General features: G+C 60.0%; 22 protein-coding genes. 13 read left to right on the top strand and 9 right to left on the bottom strand.

Annotated elements, in window-relative coordinates; all coding sequences use genetic code 11:
• Positions 1–26 precede the first annotated feature (26 nt).
• The 3 genes from ACTNDJ_RS00335 (at position 27) to ACTNDJ_RS00325 (ending at position 2,547) form a co-directional block, all read left to right on the top strand.
• Positions 27–1,388 (top strand): ABC transporter permease subunit, encoded by a 1,362-nt coding sequence (locus tag ACTNDJ_RS00335; protein ID WP_233540353.1) that lies wholly within the window; start codon positions 27–29, stop codon positions 1,386–1,388.
• Between the two features lie 12 nt (positions 1,389–1,400).
• Positions 1,401–2,153: an amino acid ABC transporter ATP-binding protein gene (locus ACTNDJ_RS00330; RefSeq protein ID WP_022094423.1), complete on the top strand. Its 753-nt coding sequence runs from the start codon at positions 1,401–1,403 to the stop codon at positions 2,151–2,153.
• A 175-nt stretch (positions 2,154–2,328) separates the two neighbouring features.
• Complete coding sequence (locus ACTNDJ_RS00325) at positions 2,329–2,547, top strand: heavy-metal-associated domain-containing protein (protein ID WP_441063753.1); 219 nt, start codon at positions 2,329–2,331, stop codon at positions 2,545–2,547.
• Between the two features lie 20 nt (positions 2,548–2,567).
• On the opposite strand, the gene ACTNDJ_RS00320 is transcribed toward ACTNDJ_RS00325, so the two are convergent.
• A complete protein-coding gene (locus tag ACTNDJ_RS00320) occupies positions 2,568–2,993 on the bottom strand; it encodes a hypothetical protein (protein ID WP_441048588.1) in 426 nt (141 codons plus the stop codon).
• On the bottom strand, positions 2,986–4,557 hold the full coding sequence (locus ACTNDJ_RS00315) for a Y-family DNA polymerase (protein ID WP_441083169.1): 1,572 nt from the start codon (positions 4,555–4,557) through the stop codon (positions 2,986–2,988). The genes ACTNDJ_RS00320 and ACTNDJ_RS00315 overlap by 8 nt, the downstream gene beginning before the upstream one ends.
• Positions 4,558–4,792: 235 nt before the next feature.
• On the opposite strand from ACTNDJ_RS00315, the gene ACTNDJ_RS00310 reads away from it, so the two are divergent.
• Both ACTNDJ_RS00310 and pgi read left to right on the top strand, forming a co-directional pair.
• Complete coding sequence (locus tag ACTNDJ_RS00310) at positions 4,793–5,296, top strand: iron-containing alcohol dehydrogenase (RefSeq protein WP_441063755.1); 504 nt, start codon at positions 4,793–4,795, stop codon at positions 5,294–5,296.
• Between the two features lie 199 nt (positions 5,297–5,495).
• Positions 5,496–7,190, top strand: coding sequence for a glucose-6-phosphate isomerase (pgi, locus tag ACTNDJ_RS00305; protein ID WP_118345572.1), 1,695 nt, complete (start codon positions 5,496–5,498; stop codon positions 7,188–7,190).
• Between the two features lie 141 nt (positions 7,191–7,331).
• Here pgi and ACTNDJ_RS00300 read toward each other — a convergent pair whose 3' ends face one another.
• The 3 genes from ACTNDJ_RS00300 to ACTNDJ_RS00290 all read right to left on the bottom strand — a co-directional run bounded on the left by ACTNDJ_RS00300 (position 7,332) and on the right by ACTNDJ_RS00290 (position 10,200).
• Positions 7,332–8,636, bottom strand: a complete 1,305-nt coding sequence (locus ACTNDJ_RS00300; RefSeq protein WP_441063757.1) for a VirD4-like conjugal transfer protein, CD1115 family — start codon at positions 8,634–8,636, stop codon at positions 7,332–7,334.
• Positions 8,629–9,246 (bottom strand): ATP-dependent Clp protease proteolytic subunit, encoded by a 618-nt coding sequence (locus ACTNDJ_RS00295; protein ID WP_427718549.1) that lies wholly within the window; start codon positions 9,244–9,246, stop codon positions 8,629–8,631. The genes ACTNDJ_RS00300 and ACTNDJ_RS00295 overlap by 8 nt, the downstream gene beginning before the upstream one ends.
• A gap of 63 nt (positions 9,247–9,309) precedes the next feature.
• Entirely contained in the window at positions 9,310–10,200 is an 891-nt protein-coding gene (locus ACTNDJ_RS00290; RefSeq protein WP_427718547.1) for a hypothetical protein, read from the bottom strand.
• 489 nt (positions 10,201–10,689) lie between these two features.
• Here ACTNDJ_RS00290 and ACTNDJ_RS00285 point away from each other — a divergent pair, with 489 nt between their 5' ends.
• On the top strand, positions 10,690–11,532 hold the full coding sequence (locus tag ACTNDJ_RS00285; protein WP_427795939.1) for a Cof-type HAD-IIB family hydrolase: 843 nt from the start codon (positions 10,690–10,692) through the stop codon (positions 11,530–11,532).
• A gap of 64 nt (positions 11,533–11,596) precedes the next feature.
• A complete protein-coding gene (locus ACTNDJ_RS00280) occupies positions 11,597–12,256 on the top strand; it encodes an HAD family hydrolase (RefSeq protein ID WP_427794852.1) in 660 nt (219 codons plus the stop codon).
• A gap of 60 nt (positions 12,257–12,316) precedes the next feature.
• On the opposite strand, the gene ACTNDJ_RS00275 is transcribed toward ACTNDJ_RS00280, so the two are convergent.
• Together ACTNDJ_RS00275 and ACTNDJ_RS00270 are read right to left on the bottom strand one after the other, a co-directional pair.
• A complete protein-coding gene (locus ACTNDJ_RS00275; RefSeq protein WP_441063760.1) occupies positions 12,317–13,099 on the bottom strand; it encodes a TatD family hydrolase in 783 nt (260 codons plus the stop codon).
• 14 nt (positions 13,100–13,113) lie between these two features.
• Complete coding sequence (locus ACTNDJ_RS00270) at positions 13,114–13,911, bottom strand: tRNA threonylcarbamoyladenosine dehydratase (protein ID WP_441063761.1); 798 nt, start codon at positions 13,909–13,911, stop codon at positions 13,114–13,116.
• Between the two features lie 300 nt (positions 13,912–14,211).
• Between ACTNDJ_RS00270 and ACTNDJ_RS00265 the strand changes: the two genes are divergently transcribed.
• The 3 genes from ACTNDJ_RS00265 (at position 14,212) to ettA (ending at position 17,048) form a co-directional block, all read left to right on the top strand.
• Positions 14,212–14,490: an autorepressor SdpR family transcription factor gene (locus tag ACTNDJ_RS00265; RefSeq protein WP_441063763.1), complete on the top strand. Its 279-nt coding sequence runs from the start codon at positions 14,212–14,214 to the stop codon at positions 14,488–14,490.
• Positions 14,483–15,184 (top strand): SdpI family protein, encoded by a 702-nt coding sequence (locus ACTNDJ_RS00260; protein WP_441063764.1) that lies wholly within the window; start codon positions 14,483–14,485, stop codon positions 15,182–15,184. Before ACTNDJ_RS00265 ends, ACTNDJ_RS00260 begins: the two co-directional genes overlap by 8 nt.
• Before the next feature lie 184 nt (positions 15,185–15,368).
• Positions 15,369–17,048, top strand: coding sequence for an energy-dependent translational throttle protein EttA (ettA, locus tag ACTNDJ_RS00255; protein ID WP_055251458.1), 1,680 nt, complete (start codon positions 15,369–15,371; stop codon positions 17,046–17,048).
• A 59-nt stretch (positions 17,049–17,107) separates the two neighbouring features.
• On the opposite strand, the gene ACTNDJ_RS00250 is transcribed toward ettA, so the two are convergent.
• Together ACTNDJ_RS00250 and ACTNDJ_RS00245 are read right to left on the bottom strand one after the other, a co-directional pair.
• The gene (locus tag ACTNDJ_RS00250) at positions 17,108–18,415 is read right to left on the bottom strand and encodes a hypothetical protein (RefSeq protein ID WP_441063765.1); all 1,308 of its coding nucleotides are present in this window, start codon (positions 18,413–18,415) and stop codon (positions 17,108–17,110) included.
• A 139-nt stretch (positions 18,416–18,554) separates the two neighbouring features.
• The gene (locus ACTNDJ_RS00245; RefSeq protein WP_441063767.1) at positions 18,555–19,517 is read right to left on the bottom strand and encodes a hypothetical protein; all 963 of its coding nucleotides are present in this window, start codon (positions 19,515–19,517) and stop codon (positions 18,555–18,557) included.
• A 203-nt stretch (positions 19,518–19,720) separates the two neighbouring features.
• Between ACTNDJ_RS00245 and ACTNDJ_RS00240 the strand changes: the two genes are divergently transcribed.
• The 3 genes from ACTNDJ_RS00240 to ACTNDJ_RS00230 all read left to right on the top strand — a co-directional run bounded on the left by ACTNDJ_RS00240 (position 19,721) and on the right by ACTNDJ_RS00230 (position 24,134).
• Positions 19,721–21,700, top strand: coding sequence for an NAD(+) synthase (locus ACTNDJ_RS00240; RefSeq protein ID WP_441063768.1), 1,980 nt, complete (start codon positions 19,721–19,723; stop codon positions 21,698–21,700).
• 118 nt (positions 21,701–21,818) lie between these two features.
• Positions 21,819–22,982: a pyridoxal phosphate-dependent aminotransferase gene (locus ACTNDJ_RS00235; protein ID WP_427718501.1), complete on the top strand. Its 1,164-nt coding sequence runs from the start codon at positions 21,819–21,821 to the stop codon at positions 22,980–22,982.
• Between the two features lie 201 nt (positions 22,983–23,183).
• A complete protein-coding gene (locus ACTNDJ_RS00230) occupies positions 23,184–24,134 on the top strand; it encodes an L-lactate dehydrogenase (protein ID WP_441063770.1) in 951 nt (316 codons plus the stop codon).
• The last annotated feature ends 128 nt before the right edge of the window (positions 24,135–24,262 follow it).

Here is a 24,262-nt window from a genome sequence, read left to right as displayed (position 1 = left end):
CGGCAACTTCTACGATAGGAGCCACCTTGTCTCGACTGAACAAAGGGGCCGCGGAGCAGCGTTCTTCACTACCCGCCTTGCTCCAAAAGCTAGCCTGTGTCATGGCCGTGGCGCTCGCGCTGGTGTGTGTGGGGGCATCTGCGCCCTCGACTGCCCAAGCGCTTGAGACCGCAAAGATTACCGCCCGACCCAACACCGGTTCGGGCAGCGATGTGGTCGGCGGCACCGAGACACGCATTACCTGGGAAGTTCAGGCCGATGCCGACGAGGAGCTGAGCGGTCTTTCGCTGACGTTTGTCGACGGCACGACGTTTGGTACCGATGACACGCGATTGACGATGCTCTCGGGCGAGGACCTCATGGATCGCACACCCATGAAGCCCACGTGCACGGCTGATGGCCAGACGCTCAAGATCGACTTTGGCGAGACGGCGCCTGCCGGCGGCTTTTTCCGTGTCGAGGTGTACGGCGTGACCTTCCCCGTCGAAGGCGGCGACGAGGCCTTTAGCGGCACCTATACGCTCGCCGACGGTTCGACCAAGAAGATTTCCAAGATTCCTTCCGTCGAGATTAAGGGCGTGACGGCCTTCGATAACTTCCAGGCCGATCTTAAGGAACAGCCGTGGGTCGAGGCTTGGAATTCCAATATGTTCCTGCGCCTGTTCTTGAACCCGGTCATTTTGGTCCAGAGCCTGCCGGTCGTATTTAAGGGCTTCCTTATGTCGCTCTCGATCGTGCTTGTGGCGTTTCCGCTGGCAATCCCCTTTGGCTTTGCCTTGTCGCTCATGCGCATCTCCAAGTCGCGCATCCTGCGCTGTCTTGCCGGCATTTACGTGAATATCATCCGTGGTACGCCGGCGTTCCTGCAGATCTATATCGCGTTCTTTGGCCTGCCACTTGCCGGCGTCAAGGTGGACGACTACGTCTTGGGCGTTATCGTCATGGCCATGAACTCGTCTGCGTACCTGTGCGAGATCTTCCGTGCCGGTATTCAGTCGATTCCCAAGGGCCAAAACGAGGCTGCCCGCTCGCTGGGCATGAATGCTTTCCAGACGTTGCTCTACGTTATGATTCCGCAGACGTTCCGCAATGTCCTGCCTACGCTGACCAGCGAGTTTATCCTGCTTTACAAGGATACGTCGCTGCTCGCCGCCGTGGGCGTGGTCGAGATCGTCATGAACGCCCGCACCATCGTGGCGACGACGGGCTCCATCACGCCGTATGTGGTTGCCGCTCTGTTCTATCTGGTCATTACCCTGCCGCTTGCGCGCTTGGTGAGCGGTCTTGAGGCGAGGCTTCTGGGGACGGCCGAAACCAAAAAGAAGCGTCCCACCAAGAGCGCCGGACAGGTTGTCGCGACACCCGCCGATCATATTGCAGGCCTGTAAGGAGGTTCTATTATGAGCGAAACCAATAACTCGAACGAGGTCGTCGTCAGCATCAAGAATCTCCAGAAGGCCTTTGGCGATAACGTGGTCCTGCGCGACATCGATCTGGATGTGCACAAGGGTGAGGTCGTCGTGGTCCTGGGCCCCTCGGGCTCGGGCAAGTCGACGATGCTTCGCTGCATTAACCGTCTTGAGGAGCCCACGAGCGGCTCGATTGTCGTTGAGGGCGTGGATGTGTGCGCCAAGGGCGTCGACCTCAATAAGGTGCGTACGCACTTGGGCATGGTGTTTCAGCAGTTCAATCTGTTTCCGCACCTGTCGGTCAAAAAGAACGTCATGCTTGCGCAACAAAAGGTGCTCAAGCGCAGCAAGGAAGAGGCCGAGAAGATTGCCGTCGAGGAGCTGACCAAGGTCGGTCTGGCCGAGCGCATCGATTTTATGCCGAGCCAGCTTTCGGGCGGCCAGCAGCAGCGCGTGGCCATCGCCCGCGCCCTGTCGATGAATCCGCACGTGATGCTCTTTGACGAGGCTACGTCGGCGCTTGATCCCGAGCTCGTCCGCGACGTCCTTGGCGTCATGCGCGATCTTGCGCGTGACGGCATGACGATGATCGTGGTGACGCACGAGATGGGCTTTGCCCGCGACGTCGCTGACCGCGTCGTCTTTATGGACGGCGGCGTTATCGTGGAGGAGGGCACGCCGAGCGAGGTCTTCGACCATCCCAAGAGCGAGCGCACCAAGGCGTTTTTGGGCAACATCTCGTAGCTGCTTTATGTGGCTGACATAGCAGAAAACTGCAAACATCATTGTGCTTGCCGTAATTGCCGCCGGCTTATTTTTTGGATTCCGGCGTATTGTCGCATCGACGCATGGCACATGCTGTTGCGGCGATGGGGCGGGCAGAAAGAAGATCAAGAGGGTCGCGGTCGCGGACACCGATGTGTCTCACTATCCCTATAGCGATGAACTGCTTATTGGCGGTATGAGCTGCCGCGGCTGCGCGCAAAATGTGACGAACGCCCTCAACGCTCTCGATGACATTTGGGCCACGGTGACGTATACAGACCACACGGCGTGCATCCGTTCTAAAAACCCGATCGATCGTGAGGTGCTTGAGGCTGCCGTGAGGGATGCGGGCTATTACGTCATAAAGCCGTAGGGCCGGGCGTACGCTTGCGCTTAGGCTCGGCCGCGAAGCTCGATGTCTTGGATATCGTCGAAGCCGATGGCGATGTCTCGGAGTTTGAGCAGCTTGAACGCGGGGAGCACTTCGTCGAGAATGCCGGTGCGGCTGCGATAGCCGTATGTATCGTAATAAGTGACGCGCACCAAGTCGCCGCGTTTGAGGCCCTCGAGCTTTTTTGAAAGTTCGAGGGCTTTTTCTTCCGTGAGTTCGCATTTGGGCTCAACAGAGATCTCTTGTTTGCGCACGAGCTCATAGTATCCTGTGAGGGCGGCAAAGGGCATAAACTGCGCGGCGCGGTTGGCGCGAACGGCACCGTTGGCGGTGAGCCTGGGGTCGGCGGCGCGACGCCTTCCATCGGGGTCCGCCAGGCGTTCAAAAGGTGTCGGCGGCCGCATCGGCTGTTGTTGGGCCTTAGGCACGGTGTCCTCCTACCTGATCGTTGCGTTCGCGTGCGGTGGCGCCGGCGGTAAAGCTTAATCCCTTGACTAGGGCGTTCTTGCCGTACTTGCCCTTCACGGCCAGAACGGCGCGGGCCAGGTCGCGCTCGCGTTCATCGGCCTTAACATCGCTAAACAGATCGATGGTGGCAAATTCCTCGGGCATGAGGTTGCCAAAGCCCAAATTGATGCGCTTGACCGGCCGTTTGGGATCGACGGTCTGCGCCCAGAGCTCATCGAAATAGCCCATGATCTTCTTAAACGAATTGGTGCGCTCGGGCAGCTTGCGCGAAGCGTTAGAGTGCGCAAAGAGCGCGGCATAGCCGCCACGCGGTTTGCCGCCATGCTCTCCCACAAAGATGCCGTCGATTGCCTGTGCCTCGCGCACCAGACGGCGTCGTTCGTCATCGCGCTGGACGGGCTTGGGTGCACGGGGTGCGAGCTCGGGGCCGGCGGTTGCGGCGGGTTCGATGCTCGACGTGCTCGAACGCAAATGTCCGCATCCGTCTACATATTGCGCTGTGCCGCTGGCGTCGAGGCGGCGTATGTCGGCGCGCTCGCTCGCGTAGCCCACAAAGAGCGAGATGCTGTCGCAGACCACGTGCTTATCGACCAAGTCCAGTACGGCGGCATCGACCATCTCGCGCAAGACGGTGTAGGCCTGCTCGTAGGCATAACCCTTCGAGAGCACTTGTCCTGTGGTGGTTGAAGTTGCCTGCGGGCGATAGGCCTGAATATCGGCGATAGTTGTCGGCTCGCGCCCAAAGGCGTGGTCGATGAGATACTCGGCATTGACGCCGAGTTCGTCGTAAAGCAGGTTTTCGTCGAGCGCGGCGACACCCATCAGATCGTATACCCCGTACTTTTCGAGGCGGGCTGCCACGCCGGGGCCGATACCCCAGATATCGGTGATGGGGCGATGGGGCCAGATCTCCTTGCGAAAGGTCTCGTCGTCGAGTATGCCGATGCGGCTGGGTACGTGCTTAGCGGTAATGTCGAGCGCGACCTTGGCCTGGAATAGGTTGGGGCCGATACCGACTGTCGCCGTGATGCCGGTGCGCGCGAGGACCTCATCGCGCAGCATGCAGGCAAAGCTTTTGGCATTGGTATGGTAGAGCTCTAGATAGGGTGTCACGTCGATAAAGCACTCGTCAATTGAGTAGACGTGAACGTCTTGCGGACTCACGTATTCAAGGTAGATACCGTAGATCTGCGCCGACACCTCCATGTAGTGCTGCATGCGCGGTACGGCCTTGATGTAGTCGATGCCGTCGGGAATCTCAAACAGACGGCAGCGGTTGTGTATCCCGAGGTCTTTCATGGCCTGGGTAATGGCGAGGCAGATGGTCGTACGCCCGCGTGATTCGTCGGCAACGACCAGGTGGGTGGTGAGCGGATCGAGCCCGCGGTCGACGCACTCGACGCTGGCGTAAAACGTCTTGAGGTCGATGCAGATATAGGTGTGACGCCCGTGCCCCACGCGTTCTCCCATCAAACACATGTTCTTATCGAATACATGTTCGATAATACCCGCTCGTCCGGACATCGTCAAAACCTGCCAAAAAGGGACAGGTTTATTTTGGTAGGTAAAACGCTTGACCGACCAAAACAAACCTGTCCCTTTTTGGCAGGTATGGTCGGGCGGTTGCATCGGGTTTTAACGCAGCGCTAAAGAGCGCGAAACAGCCCGGAAAACCTCGCTTCGTAGCATGAGCCTAACGATCGATACCACCATAAAGCACGGAAGGGTTGTGGGGATAATGGTCAACTATGGGTTTGGTATGCCGACGCGCCTTGTTGCGGATGGAGACGTGGCTCGCTGGTGTGGACGATTGGTCGCTCACTACGGCGGCACCAAGGCGCTGGTGGTGCTGGGTGGCGACAAACATACGCGCGATGAGCTTGTCTCGGCGGCGCTCGGCTCGCTTGACCGAGCTCTGCTCGAGCGCGTGCTTTTTCGTTGCGGCTCGGTTGAGGGCGACGGGGGAGACGAGCTGATCGACGAGGCCGTGGCCCTGGCGACCGACGAAGGCGCGGACTTTGTCCTGGCGATCGGCGATGCCGATACTGCTGGCTTTGCGCGCGAACTCGCGCGTCGCATGGCGGCGCTCGATGCCGGCGAAGACGGTTTTGTCCCTTATGGATGCATTGTCTCGGAGGGCAAAGTGCCTGCTGTCGTGGGGGCCGGTGAGGTTCCCGTTTTTGCCATTATCGCTCCCGAACTGCTTGAGGGCATTGGGTCTCCTCTGCGCGAGTTGCTCGGCAGCGTGTGCGCCGCGGCCTAATGTCTGCCATAAAGAGATGGGCTATTTTTGGTAGGTAAAGCGTTTGACCTGCCAAAATAAACCTGTCCCTTTTTGGTCGGTCGCCGTTTGGGGGCGGATTGGCAACGCTCGCTGATTACGGTCTTGACCTGCGCTAGAATAGGGGCATCTGATTATCCGGGCGCATGGAGGTTTGCGCCCGTATGTTGAGGAGGACTTTATGGCAACTGTTGCCGCACCTATCGACGCTACGTCGACCGCCGCTTGGAAGGCGCTCGAGGCTCATCAGGAGAAGCTCGAGGCCGAAGGTATCGACCTCAAGGCCTGGTTCGCTGCCGATGCAGAGCGCGTGAACAAGCTGAGCTTTGACGCCGGTGACCTGCACTTCGACCTGTCCAAGAACCTGGTGACCGATGAGACCGTCAAGCTGCTGTGCGATCTTGCCCGCGAGGTGAAGCTCGAGGAGCGCCGCGACGCCATGTTCTCCGGCGAGCACATCAACACCACCGAGGACCGTGCCGTCCTGCACACCGCGCTGCGCCGCCCGGCAACCGAGAAGGGCCAGCTCATCGTCGACGGCCAGGACGTCGTCGCCGACGTGCACGAGGTCCTCGACCGCATGTACGCCTTTGCCGAGCGCGTGCGCTCCGGTGAGTGGAAGGGCGTTACCGGCAAGAAGATCGAGCATCTGGTGTCCATCGGCATCGGCGGCTCCGACCTGGGCCCGGTCATGGCTTACGAGGCCCTGCGTCCCTACGCCGACGCCGGTATCGACTGCCGCTATATCTCCAACATCGACCCCAACGACCAAGCCGAGAAGCTCAAGGGCCTGGATCCCGAGACCACGCTCGTGATTATCGTCTCCAAGACCTTCACCACGCTCGAGACCCTCACCAACGCTCGCGAGGTCAAGACCTGGATGCTCGAGCAGCTCAAGGCTCAGGGTGCCATCGACGGCTCCGATGAGCAGAACGCCGAGGCCGTGGCCAAGCACTTCGTTGCCGTTTCCACCGCACTCGACAAGGTCGAGGCCTTCGGCATCGACCCCGCTAACGCCTTTGGTTTCTGGAACTGGGTCGGTGGCCGCTATTCCGTTGACTCCGCCGTGGGTCTGTCGCTGATCGTCGTGCTCGGCCCCGAGCGCTTCCAGCAGTTCCTCGAGGGTTTCCACGCCATCGACGAGTACTTCTGCAATACCCCGCTCGAGAACAACGCCGTCGCGCTGATGGGCCTGCTCAACGTCTGGTACGTCAACTTCTTCGGTTCCAAGAGCCACGCCGTGCTGCCGTACTGCCAGTACTTGCACCGCTTCCCGGCCTATCTGCAGCAGCTCACCATGGAGTCCAACGGCAAGCACGTCCGCTGGGACGGCAGCGCCGTGACCTCCGACACCGGTGAGATCTTCTGGGGCGAGCCCGGCACCAACGGTCAGCACGCCTTCTACCAGCTGCTGCACCAGGGCACCGTGGTGGTCCCGGCCGATTTCATCGCCTTCGCCAATACCGCCAACCCTGCGACCGATAGCGGCCAGGACGTGCATGAGCTGTTCCTGGGCAACTTCCTGGCCCAGACCAAGGCACTCGCCTTTGGTAAGACGGCCGACGAGGTCCGTGCCGAGGGCACGCCCGAGCAGATCGTCCCGGCCCGCTGCTTTGAGGGCAACCGTCCGACGACCTCGATCTTCGGCGACACGCTGACCCCGTTCGCACTCGGCGAGCTCATCGCCCTGTACGAGCACATCACGTTTGTCGAGGGCACGGTCTGGGGCATCGACTCCTACGACCAGTGGGGCGTCGAGCTGGGCAAGCAGCTTGCCAAGCAGATTACCCCGGCCTTCCACGACGACGCCGCCAAGGCCGAGCAGGACGCTTCGACCCAGGCGCTCATCGAGTTCTATCGCGCGCATCGTAAGTAGTCGCTGCTGTTAACGCATCGCGCCTTATAGTCAGGGGCCCGTATCCTATCGGATGCGGGCCCCTTTGCTTTGCCGTAGTCCCGGGGCGCACGGCCTTTGTGGAACATCGCCGGGGCGCCGCGCGCCGCGAGAACCCTGCGCCTAGATCTCGGCCTCCGCATGGTCTCGCTGCGCCTCGGGCAGCTCCCCGTAGAGCGGATGGTCTTCGAGCCTAAAGCGCTCGACCTGTTCGGGAGTGTGGCCGCGCACAAAGAGCCACGAGCGATCGATCGGCGTCGCCATGAGCGTGCTGGGCAGCGCGTCGGCGCGTTCGGAAAACACCCGGGCACTCTCGGGATCCTGGAACGCCAGCACCAGATGCGTGTCGCAGTTGCCCATGATGGAGTGTGCGCGTGCCTCGCCATAGAGCGCATCGAGCTGGTTGGTCGACTGCAGCAGCAGCGTTGCCCAGATGTTGCGGCTTCGGATAATCGAGAGCACGTTGTCGATCTGGGGGATCTGCAGATTTGCGAAGTCATCGAGCATAAAGCGCACGGGCACGGGCAGGCTGCCGTCGGGCTGCCTATCGGCCTCACGAATGAGGCCCATAAACGCCTGCGAAATAAAGAGGCCGGTCAGCGGATCGAGATTGCGGTCAATATCGCTCACGGTTACAAATAGGGCGCAGGGGGTGTGTCCCATGGAAGCGAAGTCCACCTGATGGCACTCACGATAGAGCTGTGCCGCACCGTCGAATCCCAGACACATGACCTTTTCGGCAAGGATGCCGACGATGCTCGCGTGCATGCGCTCGGCATTTTGCGTAATGGCGTAGCGCCGCCATATCGAGAGGGCATAGCTTTGGGGGTCGATCGTGATCAGGTCGTCAAACAATCGACCCGTGGCACCGTCCTGCAGGTGCTCGATCAGCTTGATGACCGAGCTGATCGTCTGCTCGTCGGCGGGTAGCTGTTCGGTGACGTAGGCGATAAGACACGACAGCAGGTTTGCCGCCGCATGATCCCAAAAAGGCTGGTTGTTGTCCTCGATGGGGCAGATGGCCTTTGCCACCGAGAGGATGTCCTGCTGGTTGGGCCTGCCGTCCGCCTTGCGGCGAATGTGCCTCAGGGGGTTGTAGCCGCAGCGCTCGATGCCGGGCGCAAGGGCCGGGACGGTGTTGAGGTCGGCGAAGTTGAGACATTGCACGCGGTAGCCGTGGGCTGCCAGCACGGGTCCCACTTCGCGACAGAGCGTGCCTTTGGTGTCGAGCACGATGTAGCTTGCGTTCATTTGCAGCAGGTTGGGCTTGAGGACGTTTCGGGTCTTGCCGGCTCCCGAGGGGCCGATCACAAGTGCGTTGTTGTTGAGTCCCGTTTGGCGGGTGTCGCAGGAAAGCATTCGATCCTTGGCGAGGATGGTGGACGATGCGGACTCAGATGCGGCGAGGCGGCTGGTGAGGTTAGACATGGGCGACCTCCTTGGTGGTCGAGAGGATTTCGTGGGCAAAGCCGAGCTCGACGGCGCGCTCGGCCGAAAGGTAGGTGTCTTTTGCGGTGAGGGACTGGATGCGCTTGGGCGTGAGGCCGCTGCGGTCCGAGAGGATTTGCGTGAGGGTCTTGCGGGTCTGCATGAGACGCCGGCTGGTTTCCTGCAGCGCAAGTGCCGAGCCGCCTGCCCCCTGGGGGATCAGCGGGTCGTGAATCATGAGCTCTGCATGGGGCGCCATACGGCGATCGTCGCCGCCCATAAAGATCACGGCGCCCATGGACGCGGCGAATTCCAGGCAGACGGTGCGGATGGGGCACGATGCGAGGCGCATGGCGTCATAGATCGCAAGACCCGATCGCACGCTTCCGCCGGCGCTGGCGACAAATATGGTGATGGGGCGGCTGGGGTCGGCGGCATCGAGCAGGCGGATCTGCTGGCATAGGTCGTGGGCCATCGGGGTTTCGATGTTTCCCATGACGGAGAGCTCGCGACGGGCGAGCATCTCATCGTAAATGCTGGTGAGCGTGATACCTCGGGCGGATTCACGCATGGTGAGGGGGCTGATGATGGGGGAATGATTGGTGTCCATGAGGACTCCTTTCTGTTGGTTGTGTTGTGGAATAGGATTGTTGCCCGCGGAGGGGCTGGCGGGCTACAGGGTTCGTCCGAGCCTGAGATCGAGCTCGGTTGTGGGGCAGGCTGCCTGTTCGTACGGCTCGCAAGCGCCAAGGGCTCCAAAGCGATGGAGCGTTGCGACGGGCGTGGTGTAGGCGAGCCGCAGCTGATGCTCGACAGGGGCACATCCGTCATTTTTGTAATGAGCCGCGTAGTACTGCGCGATGCTGGCGTTCATCTCGCTGCCATTGCGATGGCGCTCAAACTGGCGTCTGCAGGTCTCGATGATCTTTGCTACCGACTTGGGTGCCGTCGCGGGAACAAGGGCGAGATAGCCCTCAAATAGCTCGTTGATGCTCAGGAGGCACAGCAGGTCGATCAGCGTCCTTATGGCTGCTCCCTCGGCGGAAAAGTGCGCGGTCATGCGGTTATATCGGTTGCGGTCGACGATGGCCGCATGGGGTCTTGGAGTTTTCTGCCCCGTGGTCCCGGGCTTTTGCCGCGCCTGTGTATTGAGCTCGACGTTGCAGCGCTTGAGGCCGTCCAACGGAAGGAACAGTGCGGTGCGCAGGGTGTTCCGCTTGCTTTCGAGTTCATGACGCTCGTCGGGTTCCCATTCGAGCTTGAGTTTCGTGTCGAGCGCCGTAAGCATATGGGCTAGGCAGCCTACGGCAAGAACGTACGAATCGTTGCCGCGTTTTGGGGCATAGGGGTCTGTCAGCTTGCGAATGTCGGGGTCGCCCATGATCTTTGTGCAGCGCTTCAGCAGTTGAGGGTGGTCGGCCAAGATCGTCGCGAGCGGTAGCGACGCGTAGTTCTTGATGGTCGCGGCGGCAAAGGCGGCGTCATATTCGTTTGCATATGCTCGCTCAATGCGGGCATCCAGAATGCTTTTCTTATCGCCGTCTTCAGCGTGGTGGTTTGTCATAGCTTCTCCAATCGGTTGATGTTCGTGCTGTTTGTTGATGTGTTGGTTGTCGTGAGTGATGTGCTTGCCGTGGGTGATGTGCTGACGTTGGGGTGCTATGCGGTTTTCAATGAGCCCGTGAGACAGTTGCTGCAGGGGCGGGATGGAACGGCCCATGCAAGGCGGAAGGCATCGTGCTCAAAATCGAGACAGCAATGCCCTAGGTGCCTCACATGTGGCAGTTACCTCATTAAGTTGTCATTACGTTTGGGGTTGTACTTTGCCGATCTTCCTTCTCTTACACGCTAAAACTCAAACTTCATATGCTCGATCTACTTAAAACCGCAACGGCGGTCTTTTATCAACTTATATGTCGGAACGCGTCTTTGCAAGTACTTTTTTGCCTTTGTTTCAAATGGGGTGGTTTTGCAACCGTCATACGTGCGCTGTGCGAACGTGCCCCGGCTCGGATAAGATAGTGCGCGATAAAAACGATGCAAGGAGGCGCATATGGCAATCAAAGCCATCGCAATGGATATCGACGGTACGCTCACCAACGACCAAAAGGTCATCAGCCCGCGTACGCGCGAGAAGCTGCTCGCGGCGCAGGAGTCGGGCATTAAGCTCATTTTGGCTTCGGGCCGTCCCGCATGGGGGCTGCACGCCTTGGCGCAGGAGCTCGACCTTCAAAACCATGACGGTCTGCTGGTGGCCTTTAATGGCGCTCACGTCGTCGATGCCCAGACCGACGAGGTGCTGTTCGATCAGGCTATGCCTACCGATGAATTGCATCGCCTGATTGATCATCTGCGCAATTTCGACGTGATCCCTATGATTTCACTCGGTCGCGATCTGCATGTCGAGGATTCGTACCGCTGCATGATTACGCTGCCGGATGGCTCGCAGAAGAATATCGTCAAGTATGAACGCGACGCGTGCGATCTTAAGATTCGCGAGGTGGAGAGCCTGCATGAGGTCGTGGACACTTATCCCGTGGACAAGCTGCTCACTGCGGGCGACCCGGCCTATCTGCAAGCGCATCACGAGGAGATGTATGCGCCCTTTACTCAGACGCTTTCGGGTATGTTTACGGCCGACTGGTACTTTGAGTTTACGGCGCCCGGTATCGACAAGGCCCGCGCGCTCGAGGGTGCCCTGCCCAAGCTCGGCATCGATGCCAGCGAGGTCGTCTCTTTTGGCGACGGCCAGAACGACAAGTCCATGATTGAGTGGGCCGGCACCGGTGTTGCCATGGGCAACGCGGTTGACGAGGTTAAGGCCGTGGCCCAGATGGTGACTGCCAATAACAACGAAGACGGCATTGCGGTGGCGCTGGATAAGCTGCTGGGTTAGAATCGCCGATTAATGCATGGTTCGGGCGCCTGCTTACAGGCGCCCTTTTGTTAGGGAGGGTGCCGTGTCCGCATTTCCGTTCGACGCCGTTATCTTTGACATGGACGGCGTCATTGTCGATACCGAGTATTACTACCTGGGCGAGACTGCCGCGTTTGCCAAGGAGCTTGGGCTTAACCTGACTCAAGAGGAGTTGAACGGGCAGGTCGGTACCTCACATCAGTTCTTCCTGCATATGCTGGTCGATTGGTTTGAGCGCGCCGGTAAGGGGCATTTATCTGGCGAGGAAGCGTTGGCCCGTTGGGACGAGTGGGCGCATAAGCGTCCGCGCGACTATCAGGCTTTGATTAACCCAGGCGCCGTGGATACGATTCGAGAGCTGCCGCGCCGCGGCGTTCGCGTGGCGCTTGCCAGCTCGTCTCCCATGGATAGCATCGAGGAAGTGCTCAATGCGTGCGGGCTGTCGGATGCCTTTGAGTATGTGGTGAGCGGCGAGCAGTTTAAGGAGAGCAAGCCCGAGCCCGACATCTACCTGCATGCGCTGGACCTGCTGGGACTGCCCGCGAATCGCTGCTGCTGCGTTGAGGATTCGGTGCCTGGTATCACTGCCGGCAAGCGAGCCGGCCTGACGGTCATTGCCAAGCGCGAGGAACGCTTCGGCTTTAGCCAAGATGCCGCGGACAAGATTATCGACCAGCTGCCGGAGTTGCTGGAGCTTGCGTAGGACTTGGACGGCACGTCTACCGTCATAATGGTATCGTTGTCGTCTTTTTGCATACAGGGGCTAGCGAAGGCCAAAAATAGAGTGCGCATTTGCTAAAACTGCCGATTCGATGCGCTTTGCGTCACAGTTTTTGAGTGAGGCAATGCGCATCGAGGTCCTTGTGAGCGATTTGATGAGCGACTGCGCGCTTGTTTCTGTGTTTGCCTCCGCTGGTGCATCGGTCTCGAGCAGTAAGCGGTCGAGCGGAATCTGTCGTGCGTATTCGCGACCGCGCTTGGTGGCGAGCATACGATCGTTCACGGAAAAATAGCAGCCCACATTACGCGCGCGGACGAGTTCGTCCGAAGTGCCGCTAAACCAGTGGAAGATGATAGCGGGGGAGTCGGGGCTTGGGATGAGTAGACCATGCGATTCGAGGACGTCCAGTACGGCTCCTGCCGAACGAACGGCGTGAATCGATATTACGCGCCCGGCAAGAGGACACTGCACGAGCGCATCGCAGAGCCGGTCAAGTGCCTGTATTTGCAGCGGTTCGCTTCCGGCAAAGCGCGCGGAAAAGTCGAGTCCGACTTCGCCGATGTAGCGCTCTTGGGCAGCAACTTTGCAAAGCAGATTGACTTCGGCAGGACCGCAGCGGCCGTCGGCGAGCCACCAGGGATGGAGGCCAACGCCCGCGATAATGTTTGGGTAACGGCTGGCCCGCTTTTTTGCTGCCGCGAAGTCGCGCGGGTCGACCCCGCAATCAAAGACCCCCAGCCCTATAGCCGCAGTTTCGTCGGCAACAGCATTCGGGTAAGCCATCAAATCAAGATGGCAGTGTGCATCAATTAACCGGGGCTCCATCTCGGCGCGCTCCGCTAGTCCAGGCGCTGGCCATCGGCGCGCACGTGCTCGGTGCCGCGCCCACTGATCTGGCGGATAACCTCGCCGGCAATCATCTGACCCATGATGGGCGGCATAAAGCTGGCGGTTCCTAGCTCGGTACGCTCGTGGATGTTGGAAGGGTCGCGGGGCTGTGTCTTAACCGATTCCTCGCAGCTAAACAATACATGTAGGCTCTTGATTCCGCGCTTCTTACATTCTTTGCGCATAATGCGGCTCATGGGGTCACGTACCGTATCGAAGATGTCGGCAAAGCGGAGGCACTCGGGATGGAGCTTGTTAGCCCCGCCCATGGAACTAACCAAACGAATGTCGTGGTCCTGAGCATATTTGGCAATAGTGAGCTTGGCCGAGATGGTGTCGATGGCGTCGACGACGTAATCGAGCTTGCCGTCCGTCTGCTCAAAAACGCTCGCAAAGAATTCGTCGATGTTATCGCTCAACAGGTATTCGGTACGCTTGATAACGGTGGCGGCGGGATTGATATCGCGAATCATGGCTTCCATCACGTCCACCTTGCGCTTGCCGACGGTGCTGTGGAAGGCGATGGCCTGGCGATTGATATTGCTGGGCGCGATGATGTCCTTGTCCAGAATGACGAAATGACCGATGCCGCCGCGGGCGAGTGCCTCGCAGCAATTGGAGCCCACACCTCCGCAGCCGAGCACCAGCACCGTAGCATCGGCGAGCTTATCGAGTGCCTCGCGGCCCATGATGATCTCGAGCTTGGTGTCGCGTGTCTCGATGGCGGCTGCGGCAGCGGTTTCGGTCATAAATATCCTCCGATGGGGAAGCAGGTCGTGTTTTAGCTATCGCCATTATAGGTATTATCACGATTCCATTTGAACCCTTGGGGTTTGTTGAAATGGGATCGGGATTCGCATAAGATTGAAGCAGATGGCGCCCGTTGCCGCGGGTTAGCCAACTCCGAAACACGTTTATGGCGTGAGAAGTGGCCGTCTTCGCATTACGCGGGGGCGGCTATTTTTTTGAGTATAAGATTAGATAATTAGACAAACATTTAAATATCGAGTATAGTGTGCGCGTCGAACGAAATGATGAGAGGAGGTCCTATGCCGGGAGAGGGTTTTAAAGCGCTGGCCGATCCTACGCGGCGGCGCATTTTGGAACTACTACGCGAGGGCGACCGCACGGCTGGGGAGCTTGCCGAGCATTTTGACATCAGCAAGCCGTCGTTGAGCCATCATTTGGCGACGCTCAAAAACGCCGGGTTGGTGACCGATGAACGTCATGGCCAAAACATCGTTTACAGCTTAAACACCACCGTCATGCAGGACTTGATCGGTTGGTTTATGGGCTTTACAAACACTGAAGGTGGTAAGGATGAATAACGAAAACAAGGGCATTCACGCCACGGGGGTATCGCCACGCGTGTGGATCGCGCTGGTCGCTCTATGCGTCGCCAATATCGTAGCGCACCTTATGGTGATGCCGAGCTTGCCTGCGCAGATTCCCACGCACTGGGGCGCGAACGGCGTTGACGGTTGGGGTCCCAGCTGGAAGGCCTCCGCGCTTGGCGTGCTGCCCCTGGTGCTTCTCGCAATGTTCTACGTGGTGCCGCGCATCGATCCCAAAGGTGAGGCATATCGAACCTCGGGCAAGTTCTATCAGGGCTTCGTAATCGCCTTCACCCTGTTCATTTGTGGTATAAGCTGGCTGGGAGAGCTTACGGTCTGGGGCGTGGTGCCGGCGGTCGGTTCGGTCAACGTGCTGATTTCCGGTGCTGTCGGTTTGCTGTTCATTGGCGTAGGCAACTACTTGCCGCGTGTGAAGCAGAACTATACGCTTGGTATCAAGACGCCCTGGGCGCTTGCCGATCCCGAGAACTGGCGCCGTACGCACCGTTTTGGCGGTGCCTGCTTTATGGTGCTGGGTGTTGGTCTGATTGTGATGGGCGTTGCGGGTAGCGTGCTTTCAAGTGAAGTTGTCGCCGCGGTGATTGCGGTTCTGGCGTTTGGTTCGGTCGGAGTCGTCTACGTCTACTCGTATCTGCTGTGGCGCAAATCGCAGCGAGCTGCTCGTTAAGGTTGCGGAAAACTAGCGTACGCAGTTCATAGTATGTTCCGGGGGACTTTTCCCAGGTAGTATTAGGGGGTATGGGTAACCGTGCCCCTTTTTCGTTACGTTTTAGAGCTGGTTTTCTCATCTCGTTTCCACTAAAGCGAAACAAGAATAGGGAAACAGCAGGTAGAAAGGATAAAACAGGCAAATGGCAGAGTTTATCTACCAGATGTATCAGGCTCGCAAGGCTCATGGCGACAAGGTGATCCTTGACGACGTGACCCTGAGCTTCTATCCCGGTGCCAAGATCGGCGTCGTGGGCCCTAACGGCATGGGCAAGTCGACCCTGCTCAAGATCATGGCCGGCATCGAGGAAGTCTCCAACGGCGATGCCAGACTTACCCCCGGCTACACCGTGGGTATCCTGCAGCAGGAGCCGCCGCTCGACGACGACAAGACCGTCATCGAGAACGTGCGCATGGCATTTGGCGACATGATCGCCAAGGTCGATCGCTTCAATAAGATCGGCGAGGAGATGTGCGACCCGGACTGCGACATGGATGCCCTCATGGCCGAGATGGGCAAGCTCCAGGACGAAATCGATGCCGCCGACGGCTGGGATATCGATTCCAAGCTCGGCCAGGCTATGGATGCCCTGCAGCTGCCCGATTCCGACATGCCGGTCAATGTGCTTTCCGGCGGCGAGCGCCGTCGCGTGGCCCTGTGCAAGCTGCTGCTCGAAGCTCCCGACCTGCTGCTGCTCGATGAGCCCACCAACCACCTGGACGCCGAGTCGATCCTGTGGCTCGAGCACTTCCTGCACAACTACCAGGGCGCGGTGCTTGCCGTCACACACGATCGCTACTTCCTGGATAACGTTGCCGAGTGGATCTGCGAGGTCGACCGTGGTCACCTCTATCCCTACAAAGGCAACTACTCCACGTATCTGGAGACCAAGGCCGCGCGTATCGAGGCTCAGGGCAACCGCGACGCCAAGCTCGCCAAGCGCATGGAGGCCGAGCTCGAGTGGGTGCGCTCCAGCCCCAAGGCCCGCCAGGCCAAGAACAAGGCCCGTCTGGCTCGCTATGAGGAGATGGAGGCCGAGGCCCGCGCAAGCCAGAAGCTCGACTGGACCGACATCCGCATCCCTGTGGGCCCGCGTTTGGGCAACAAGGTGCTCGAGGCCCATCACCTGCACAAGGAGTTCGACGGTCGCGTGCTCATCGACGACCTATCGTTCACCCTGCCGCGCAACGGCATCGTGGGCGTCATCGGCCCCAACGGTGTGGGCAAGACCACGCTCTTCAAGACCATCGTGGGCCTGGAGCCGCTGACTTCGGGCGAGCTCGAGGTGGGCGAGACCGTCAAGATCTCCTATGTCGATCAGAACCGCTCCGGCATCGACCCCGACAAGAACCTGTGGGAGGTCGTCTCGGACGGCCTGGACCACATGATGGTCGGCGAGACCGAGGTCCCCAGCCGCGCGTACGTGGCGAGCTTTGGCTTTAAGGGCCAGGACCAGCAGAAGCGCGCTGGCGTACTTTCCGGTGGCGAGCGCAACCGTCTGAACCTGGCGCTTACGCTCAAGCAGGGCGGCAACCTGCTGCTCCTCGACGAGCCCACGAACGACCTCGACGTCGAGACGCTGTCCTCGCTCGAGGCGGCACTGCTCGAGTTCCCGGGCTGCTCGGTGGTCATTAGCCACGACCGTATGTTCCTGGACCGCGTCGCCACGCACATTCTGGCGTGGGAGGGCACCGACGAGAATCCGGGCAACTGGTATTGGTTTGAGGGCAACTTCGAGGCCTATCAGGCCAACCGCATCGAGCGCCTGGGCGAGGACGCAGCCCAGCCGCATCGTATTCACCGCAAGCTGACGCGCGATTAGTCGAGCTCAGGTGACCTAACGAGAAAGGGACGATAACCTTGAGGGTTATCGTCCCTATTTTACTTGGTAGAAGGCTCGACTTTGTCGATGGTCCAGGTGGCTCCAAGACCGCCGGTGGTGTTGCGGCGGATGCGCACGGTGACTTCGTGGCGCTCGCCGGCCTGCGTGTAGCGCAGGGGGAAGCTTGCGCGGTTTCGCGTGGCCTCGATGGTACCGCGCTCGCGGGCGATCCAGTAGTACTCGCCGACGATGCCGAGCGTGTCGGCGCCGTAGGGGAGATAGGTCGACAGCTGGTGTAGCAACGGGCCGGGGCAGAAGACCTCGGTTGTGAAATCGACGGGGAAGTCCTCGGGGATGGTCGGTGCTGCGGGTGCGGGGGTTGGGACCGCCGCGGGTGCCGAAGCCGGTGCCGGTGCGGGAATTTGGCCGCAAGCAGCGGCGGGCACGGACTCGATGACGTGTGCGGGCTTTGGCGTCGCTTCCGGCTTGATCGTAGAATCTGCGGGCTCCACGGTGACGGGCGCGTCTGCGGCTGCGGTTTCAACCTCAACCTGCGTCGCGTTCTCGTTCTCGACGCTCGACTTTGCCTCGGCTGGCGTGGAGGCCATGGTGGTGATGCCGGCGTTTGCGTTCTCGGGGTCATAGACGACCGTGAGCGAGATGGCGGGCTGCGGCGTCTCGGGCTCTGGCGTCGACTCGGTAGCGTCTTGATCGTCGGGCTCGTCGGACTGATCGTCCTCGGCCTCGTCGCCAAAGACATCGCTGTTTTGGAACGCAGACGTCTCGGGTTGGTTGGCGGCTTCTTCGGTTGTCGACTTGGGAGCCTCGTCGAGCTCCGCAGTGGCTTCCTGCTCTGATATGACCTCGGGATCGGTCGTGGCGGCGATTTCGGTTTCGGCTCCTGCCGTTACCTCAATAGCGACTTCGATCTCTGTCTCGGGCTCGGGTTCCGGTACGGCTTCAACCATGGCTTCTGGCTCGGGACGCTTAACGTGCTTGGGGCGCACGGCCTTCAGGTCCTTCTCGCCGCGCTTTTTCTTTTTGTAGGACTGCTTGGCGCCCTTGGCAGCCTTGGGCTTGTCCTCGCCTTTGGCAAGGGCGGCATCCCAGGCCTCGTTGGCGATGACGGTGGCATACAGGCGGCCGCCTTTAAAGACGGTCAGCTTAATGCAGTCGTCGAGCTCCTCGAGCAGCTCGCGCGTGGACTCGAAGCCCAGGTCATAAGCGGCCATGTCACCAGCGGCGAGCGCCTCCTCGACCTGCGTCATAAACGTTTGCTTGCCGCACCCAATCGCATCGCGCAGCAGGCGATACAGATAGATGTGGTTGCCCAACGATAGTGTGGGCTTAACTATTGTCTTGCTCATGGCAAATCTCCTCTATACACACCAAAGCATCTTACCATCGCATGGGGCTTGCCATCTCGTCGCCCATGGCAAACGGGCGCGACCGTTTGCCGGTTCGCGCCCGTTATGCAGGTCGGTTATCTATGAGAGGCAAACGTGCTTAGTTGCCCGATGCCGTGCCTTGGCTCGAGCTGTCAGATGGCGTGCCGGACGCGGATCCGCTCGAACTGTTCGAACTGTTCGAGCTATTGGTGTTGCTGTTGTCGGTGGAGCTTGTGCCCGATGTATTGCCGCTCGTCTGGTCGCCCGTGCTCGGTTGAGAGCCGTCGGTCGTTTGGCTTGAGTCAGTCGTGCCGGATTGCGTGCCGCTGTTGTTCACAGAGGAATCGGCGTTCTGCGATTGATCGGGGGCGTTCGAGGACGAATCGGTGGATGCGGAGTCGCCCTGCGAGTCGTCCTGCTGGCTTTGCGATTGATCTGAGCTATCCGCGTCGTGCTCGGTCATGCGCGACGATAGGATTGGCTCGGGGCGCTCGCCCAGACCCTCACCGGCGGTGGTGATAAGGATGGCGCCGGCGCAGGAGATGACCGCGACGATGGCGATGGCGATCGAGAAGACGATGACCTTCTTTTGCGTCTGGCTGCGCTCTGCCGCCGCCTTGGCACGCAGACTGTTGGGGGCGACGCGCGCCGTGGTCGCGCGCCCCGCAACCTGGCGCATCTCCTGCGTAGTCGCGGCGCCGCCCAGGTGCTCCTCGGCATTAAGGTCAACGGGCTCATAAGCGCCGGCAGGGTAGTCGACGGCGGCGTGCGTACCTTTGAGGGCTTCGGCGCTGGCAGAGATAAAGTGGCGGTAGACCTGCGAGGACACAACGGTGATGACCGAGCTCACGGCGGCACCGATCACCGATCCGGCGATGCCGATCTTGGAAGCAAGTGCGACGCTCGTGGCGGCAGCTGCGGCGCCGGCGATGATTTGGGGAATGGAAATGTCGTCGAACAGGCCCTTTTTGGGCGCGATGGCCATGGTCTGTCCGATGGAATGGTTTTCGTGAACGCCGTTGTTGAGTGCGGCCGGTGTCATGACGCGCGTGCGCGGCGCGTCGGTGTACTTGGTTGTCATACGGGGCCCTCCCGGTGTAAATCTGCTTCGTTTCGTGTAGCCATCAGGGTACCCACCAGATGTGAATCGTACGTGACATTTAACAGATACCATCAACTCATCAATAGCTCACCAAATTGGTGGGATGCGGTTACACCCGGCGGTTGAACTACAATAGGGCTTGCTAATTGTTGTGAATGGCGTCTACGCACGGGAGCATTCTTATGAATCTTCACCTTTCTCAGTCTGATGGCTTTTTGCGTGTGGCGGCGGCCTCGCCGCGGATTCGCGTGGCCGATGTCGAGGGCAATGCCGAGGTTGCGCTGGCGGCTGTTCGCGAGGCGGTCGAGCGCGGTGTTCGTGCTCTGGTGCTGCCCGAGCTTAATCTGACTGGCTATACCGCGGCTGATCTGTTTCATAACCGCACATTACTGCATACCTGCGAGACTGCACTGGCACATATTCTCGATGAAACCCGCGAGCTGCCGATTGTCTTTACCATCGGTCTTCCCGTTGCGGTGGCCGAGAATATCTACAACTGTGCCGCCGTGTGCTGCGCGGGCGAGCTTTTGGGCCTCACGGCCAAGAAGTATCTGCCCAACTATGGCGAGTTCTATGAGCGCCGTTGGTTTGCTCCGGCGCCCGCCGATCCCGTGTGGGTTGAGTTTGCCGGTCAGGGTCCGGTTCCGCTGGGTTCGGGGCTTGTCTACCGCTGCTGTGATGAGGGCGTCGAGGATTTGGTACTCGGTATTGAGGTCTGCGAGGACCTGTGGGTGCCGGCGCCCCCTTCGACCGAGATGGCGCTTGCCGGTGCGACGGTGATCCTCAATCCGTCGGCCTCGGACGAGATTATCGGTAAGGCAGACTATCGCCGCAGCCTTATCTCTAACCAAAGCGCGCGCCTGTACTGTGCCTATGCCTATGCAGACGCGAGCGAGGGCGAGTCCACGACCGACATGGTCTTTGCAGGCGAGAACCTCGTCTACGAAAACGGTTCGAAGCTCGCCGCCACGAAGCTCCTCACCTGCGATATGGCGGTGGCCGATGTTGACCTCGACCGTCTGGTTGCCGAGCGCCGTCGTTCGACCACGTGGACGCGCGCGGACGATGCGCCGGAGGCCACGACCGTTGAGTTTTCGTTTGAGGGCGTGCTGGCCGAAGAACCTGTCCTGCGCGATGCGCTCGACATCGACCGTGTCTTCCCCCGCGCGCCCTTTGTGCCGGACGACCATGGTGACCTGGCCGGGCGCTGCGAGACGATCCTCAATCTGCAGACTGCCGGCCTCAAGACTCGCCTTGCCCATACGGGTACCAAGGCTGCAGTCATCGGTCTTTCGGGCGGCCTGGATTCCACGCTGGCACTGCTTGTGACCGTGCGTGCCTTCGATGCGCTGGGGCTGCCGCGCACCGGTATCACAGCCGTGTCCATGCCCGGCTTTGGCACGACACATCGCACCAAGTCGAATGCCGAGTCGCTCGCTCGCGACCTGGGTGTGAGCTTCCGCGAGGTTTCGATCCACACGGCCGTGGAGCAGCACTTCAAGGACATTGAGCACGACCCGGCAGTTCAGGACGTGACCTACGAGAACAGCCAGGCCCGCGAGCGTACGCAGATTCTGATGGATCTGGCTAACCAGGCTGGCGGTTTTGTCATCGGCACGGGCGACCTGTCGGAGCTGGCGCTTGGCTGGGCTACCTATAACGGCGACCACATGAGCATGTACGCCGTCAACGCGAGCGTGCCCAAGACGCTTGTGCGCCATCTGGTACGTTATGCCGCTGATGTCTTTGGCGGGCGTATTGCCGAGGTCTTGCTCGATATCCTCGATACGCCGGTGTCCCCCGAGCTTCTTCCGCCGACGGGCGACGGTGAGATTGCTCAGAAGACCGAGGATTTGGTGGGCCCGTACGAGCTGCACGATTACTTCCTCTATTACCTGCTGCGTTTTGGCTTTGAGCCGGGCAAGATCTACCGTATGGCGCTCAAGAGCTTTGAGGGTGTCTATGACGCCAAGACCGTCCACACGTGGTTGCGTACGTTCTATCGTCGCTTCTTTGCCCAGCAGTTTAAGCGCAGCTGTCTGCCCGATGGTCCCAAGGTGGGCTCGGTGACGCTCAGCCCGCGCGGCGATTGGCGTATGCCGAGTGACGCCAGCTCGCGTCTGTGGCTTGCGCGGATCGACGCGCTCAATCCAATTGACTAAGGTTGGCTAAATTGAACCAATACGGGGGTTGCAAGCGTTACACTTTTGCAATCTGATGGCCCGTATCGCGCGGCGCTCTTGTCGGAGCGCCGTATTTTTTATATCGAAAGGTGGCACCATGCAGGCATCGCAGCGTCTCGACCGCTTTGGCGCGGAGGTCTTCGCCTCGCTCAACAACAAACTTCTTGCGCTGAAGGCTCAGGGCAAGACCATTTACAACATGAGCGTGGGAACGCCCGACTTTAAGCCGTACGACCACGTGGTCGACGCGCTCACGCAGGCCGCCCAAAATCCCGAGATGTGGAAGTATTCCCTGCGCGACCTGCCCGAGCTTAAGCAGGCCGTGTGCGATTACTATGAGCGTCGCTTTGGCGTTTCGGGCATTACGCCGTCCATGGTGCAGTCGTGCAACGGCACGCAGGAGGGCGTGGGTCATTTGGGCCTGGCCCTGCTCGATCCGGGTGACACCATTCTGGTTCCCGATCCGTGCTATCCGGTCTTTGAGGCGGGCGCCAAGATCGCCGATGCCAAGCTCGAGTACTATCCGCTGGTGGCGGAGCACAATTACCTGCCCTATGTGGCGGGCATCGATCCCGAGGTGGCCGATCGTGCCAAGTACATGATCGTGTCGTTGCCCGCCAACCCGGTGGGCTCGGTGGGCACGCCCGAGGTCTACGAGGAGATCATCGCCTTCGCCCGCGAGCACGACCTGCTGATCGTCCATGACAACGCGTACTCCGACATCGTGTTTGACGGCGAGCCCGGCGGCAGCTTCCTGCAGTATCCCGGCGCGCTCGAGGTGGGCGTGGAATTCTTCTCGCTTTCCAAGTCGTTTAACGTCACCGGTGCGCGCATCGGCTTTTTGGTCGGCCGTGAGGATGTGGTCTCTGCCTTTGCCAAGCTGCGCAGCCAGATCGACTTTGGCATGTTCTTCCCGATTCAGAAGGCCGCCATCGCCTGCCTCAATGGTCCGCGCGATGAGGTCGAGGCGCAACGTCTGAAGTACCAGGAGCGCCGCGATGCCCTGTGCGACGGTCTTGAGGACCTGGGCTGGGAGCGTCCCAACGCGCATGGCTCTATGTTTGTGTGGGCCAAGCTTCCCGGTGGCCGCACCGATTCCATGGCGTTTTGCGAGGAGCTTATGGAGAAGGCCGGCGTTGTGGTGACGCCGGGCGCGAGCTTTGGCCCTTCGGGCGAGGGGCACGTGCGCATGGCGCTGGTCCTGCCGCCCGATCAGATCGCTTTGGCTGTCGAGGCCATCCGCGAGGCGGGCCTGTATTAGAAGACTATTTGGGCTCGTCAATAGCTCGAAACCGATTTCGTGCAGTTATTTTACGAATCCTGCAAACAATTTCGGTAAACGGTCGATTTTTGGCTGCGTATAGGAGCATAATCAAAGTCCCGATTGGATGCATTGGGATTACGTCAAGCCGCTCGGGTCGTTCCCGGGCGGCTTGTTTGTGGAGAGAGATGGGAGTTTCTAATGGTTAACGAGAAGAAGGTCGCTATTGTCGGCTGCGGTTTCGTCGGTTCGTCTTCGGCGTTCGCGCTGATGCAGAGTGGTCTGTTCTCCGAGATGGTTCTCATCGACGTGGACAAGAACCGCGCCGAGGGCGAGGCCCTGGATATTGCGCACGGCATGACGTTTGCCGAGCCGATGAAGATCTACGCCGGCGATTATTCTGATGTCGCCGACGCCGCCATGATCGTCGTCACCGCTGGCGCTGCTCAGAAGCCCGGTGAGACCCGCCTGGACCTGGTCAACAAGAACGTCAGCATCTTTAAGTCCATTATTCCCGAGATTAAGAAGTCTGGCTTCGACGGCATTCTGCTCATCGTCTCCAACCCGGTCGACGTTCTGACCTACGCCGCCATCAAGATGTCCGGTCTGCCCGAGGGCCATGTCATCGGCTCCGGTACCGTGCTCGACACCGGCCGTCTGCAGCAGATGCTCGGCGCCCACGTCGAGGTTGACCCGCGCGACGTCCAGGCCTACGTCATGGGCGAGCATGGTGACTCCGAGTTTGTCGCCTGGTCCAGCGCTCAGGTTGCCGGCGTGCCGCTGAACACCTTCTGCGAGCTTCACGGCCACCTGGAGCATGAGGTTGCCGAGAAGCGCATTGCCGAGGACGTCAAGAACTCCGCCTACACCATCATCGAGAAGAAGCACGCCACCTACTACGGTGTCGCTATGGCGGTAAAGCGTATCTGCACTGCCGTCATGCGTGACGAGCAGACCGTTCTGCCCGTCTCCTCGCTCATGGTGGGCGAGTACGGCCTGTCCGATCTGGCCATCTCCATGCCGACGGTTGTTGGTCGCGACGGTGTCGTCTGCCGCGTTCCCGTGCCGCTGAACGATGACGAGCAGCATGAGCTCACCGCCTCCGCAAAGGCCCTCAAGGACATCATCGACAGCGTCGACTTCTCCTGCTAAATCAAGCTCGCTAGAGCGAAAAGCTACAATGAAGGCGTCCGGGCCCATGTGACCCGGGCGCTTTTTTATGCATTGGGGACAGGTTTGTCTGCACCAATCTTCGATGCGCCTGGGGCGGACTCGACCGC

The sequence above is a fragment of the Collinsella sp. HCP3S3_D1 genome (genome assembly GCF_052064015.1).
In the GTDB taxonomy this organism is placed as follows: Bacteria; Actinomycetota; Coriobacteriia; order Coriobacteriales; family Coriobacteriaceae; genus Collinsella.
The sequence above is the reverse complement of the archived record's forward strand: the minus strand, read 5'-3'. Positions and strand labels throughout refer to the sequence as shown.

Bases quoted from the DNA above. Each gene is read 5' to 3' on its own strand.
- ACTNDJ_RS00330 (WP_022094423.1), top strand. From the start codon at position 1,401: ATGAGCGAAACCAATAACTCGAACGAGGTCGTCGTCAGCATCAAGAAT.
- ACTNDJ_RS00315 (WP_441083169.1), bottom strand. From the start codon at position 4,557: ATGTCCGGACGAGCGGGTATTATCGAACATGTATTCGATAAGAACATG.
- ACTNDJ_RS00310 (WP_441063755.1), top strand. From the start codon at position 4,793: ATGCCGACGCGCCTTGTTGCGGATGGAGACGTGGCTCGCTGGTGTGGA.
- pgi (WP_118345572.1), top strand. From the start codon at position 5,496: ATGGCAACTGTTGCCGCACCTATCGACGCTACGTCGACCGCCGCTTGG.
- ACTNDJ_RS00300 (WP_441063757.1), bottom strand. From the start codon at position 8,636: ATGTCTAACCTCACCAGCCGCCTCGCCGCATCTGAGTCCGCATCGTCC.
- ACTNDJ_RS00295 (WP_427718549.1), bottom strand. From the start codon at position 9,246: ATGGACACCAATCATTCCCCCATCATCAGCCCCCTCACCATGCGTGAA.
- ACTNDJ_RS00290 (WP_427718547.1), bottom strand. From the start codon at position 10,200: ATGACAAACCACCACGCTGAAGACGGCGATAAGAAAAGCATTCTGGAT.
- ACTNDJ_RS00285 (WP_427795939.1), top strand. From the start codon at position 10,690: ATGGCAATCAAAGCCATCGCAATGGATATCGACGGTACGCTCACCAAC.
- ACTNDJ_RS00275 (WP_441063760.1), bottom strand. From the start codon at position 13,099: ATGGAGCCCCGGTTAATTGATGCACACTGCCATCTTGATTTGATGGCT.
- ACTNDJ_RS00270 (WP_441063761.1), bottom strand. From the start codon at position 13,911: ATGACCGAAACCGCTGCCGCAGCCGCCATCGAGACACGCGACACCAAG.
- ACTNDJ_RS00265 (WP_441063763.1), top strand. From the start codon at position 14,212: ATGCCGGGAGAGGGTTTTAAAGCGCTGGCCGATCCTACGCGGCGGCGC.
- ACTNDJ_RS00260 (WP_441063764.1), top strand. From the start codon at position 14,483: ATGAATAACGAAAACAAGGGCATTCACGCCACGGGGGTATCGCCACGC.
- ettA (WP_055251458.1), top strand. From the start codon at position 15,369: ATGGCAGAGTTTATCTACCAGATGTATCAGGCTCGCAAGGCTCATGGC.
- ACTNDJ_RS00250 (WP_441063765.1), bottom strand. From the start codon at position 18,415: ATGAGCAAGACAATAGTTAAGCCCACACTATCGTTGGGCAACCACATC.
- ACTNDJ_RS00245 (WP_441063767.1), bottom strand. From the start codon at position 19,517: ATGACAACCAAGTACACCGACGCGCCGCGCACGCGCGTCATGACACCG.
- ACTNDJ_RS00240 (WP_441063768.1), top strand. From the start codon at position 19,721: ATGAATCTTCACCTTTCTCAGTCTGATGGCTTTTTGCGTGTGGCGGCG.
- ACTNDJ_RS00235 (WP_427718501.1), top strand. From the start codon at position 21,819: ATGCAGGCATCGCAGCGTCTCGACCGCTTTGGCGCGGAGGTCTTCGCC.
- ACTNDJ_RS00230 (WP_441063770.1), top strand. From the start codon at position 23,184: ATGGTTAACGAGAAGAAGGTCGCTATTGTCGGCTGCGGTTTCGTCGGT.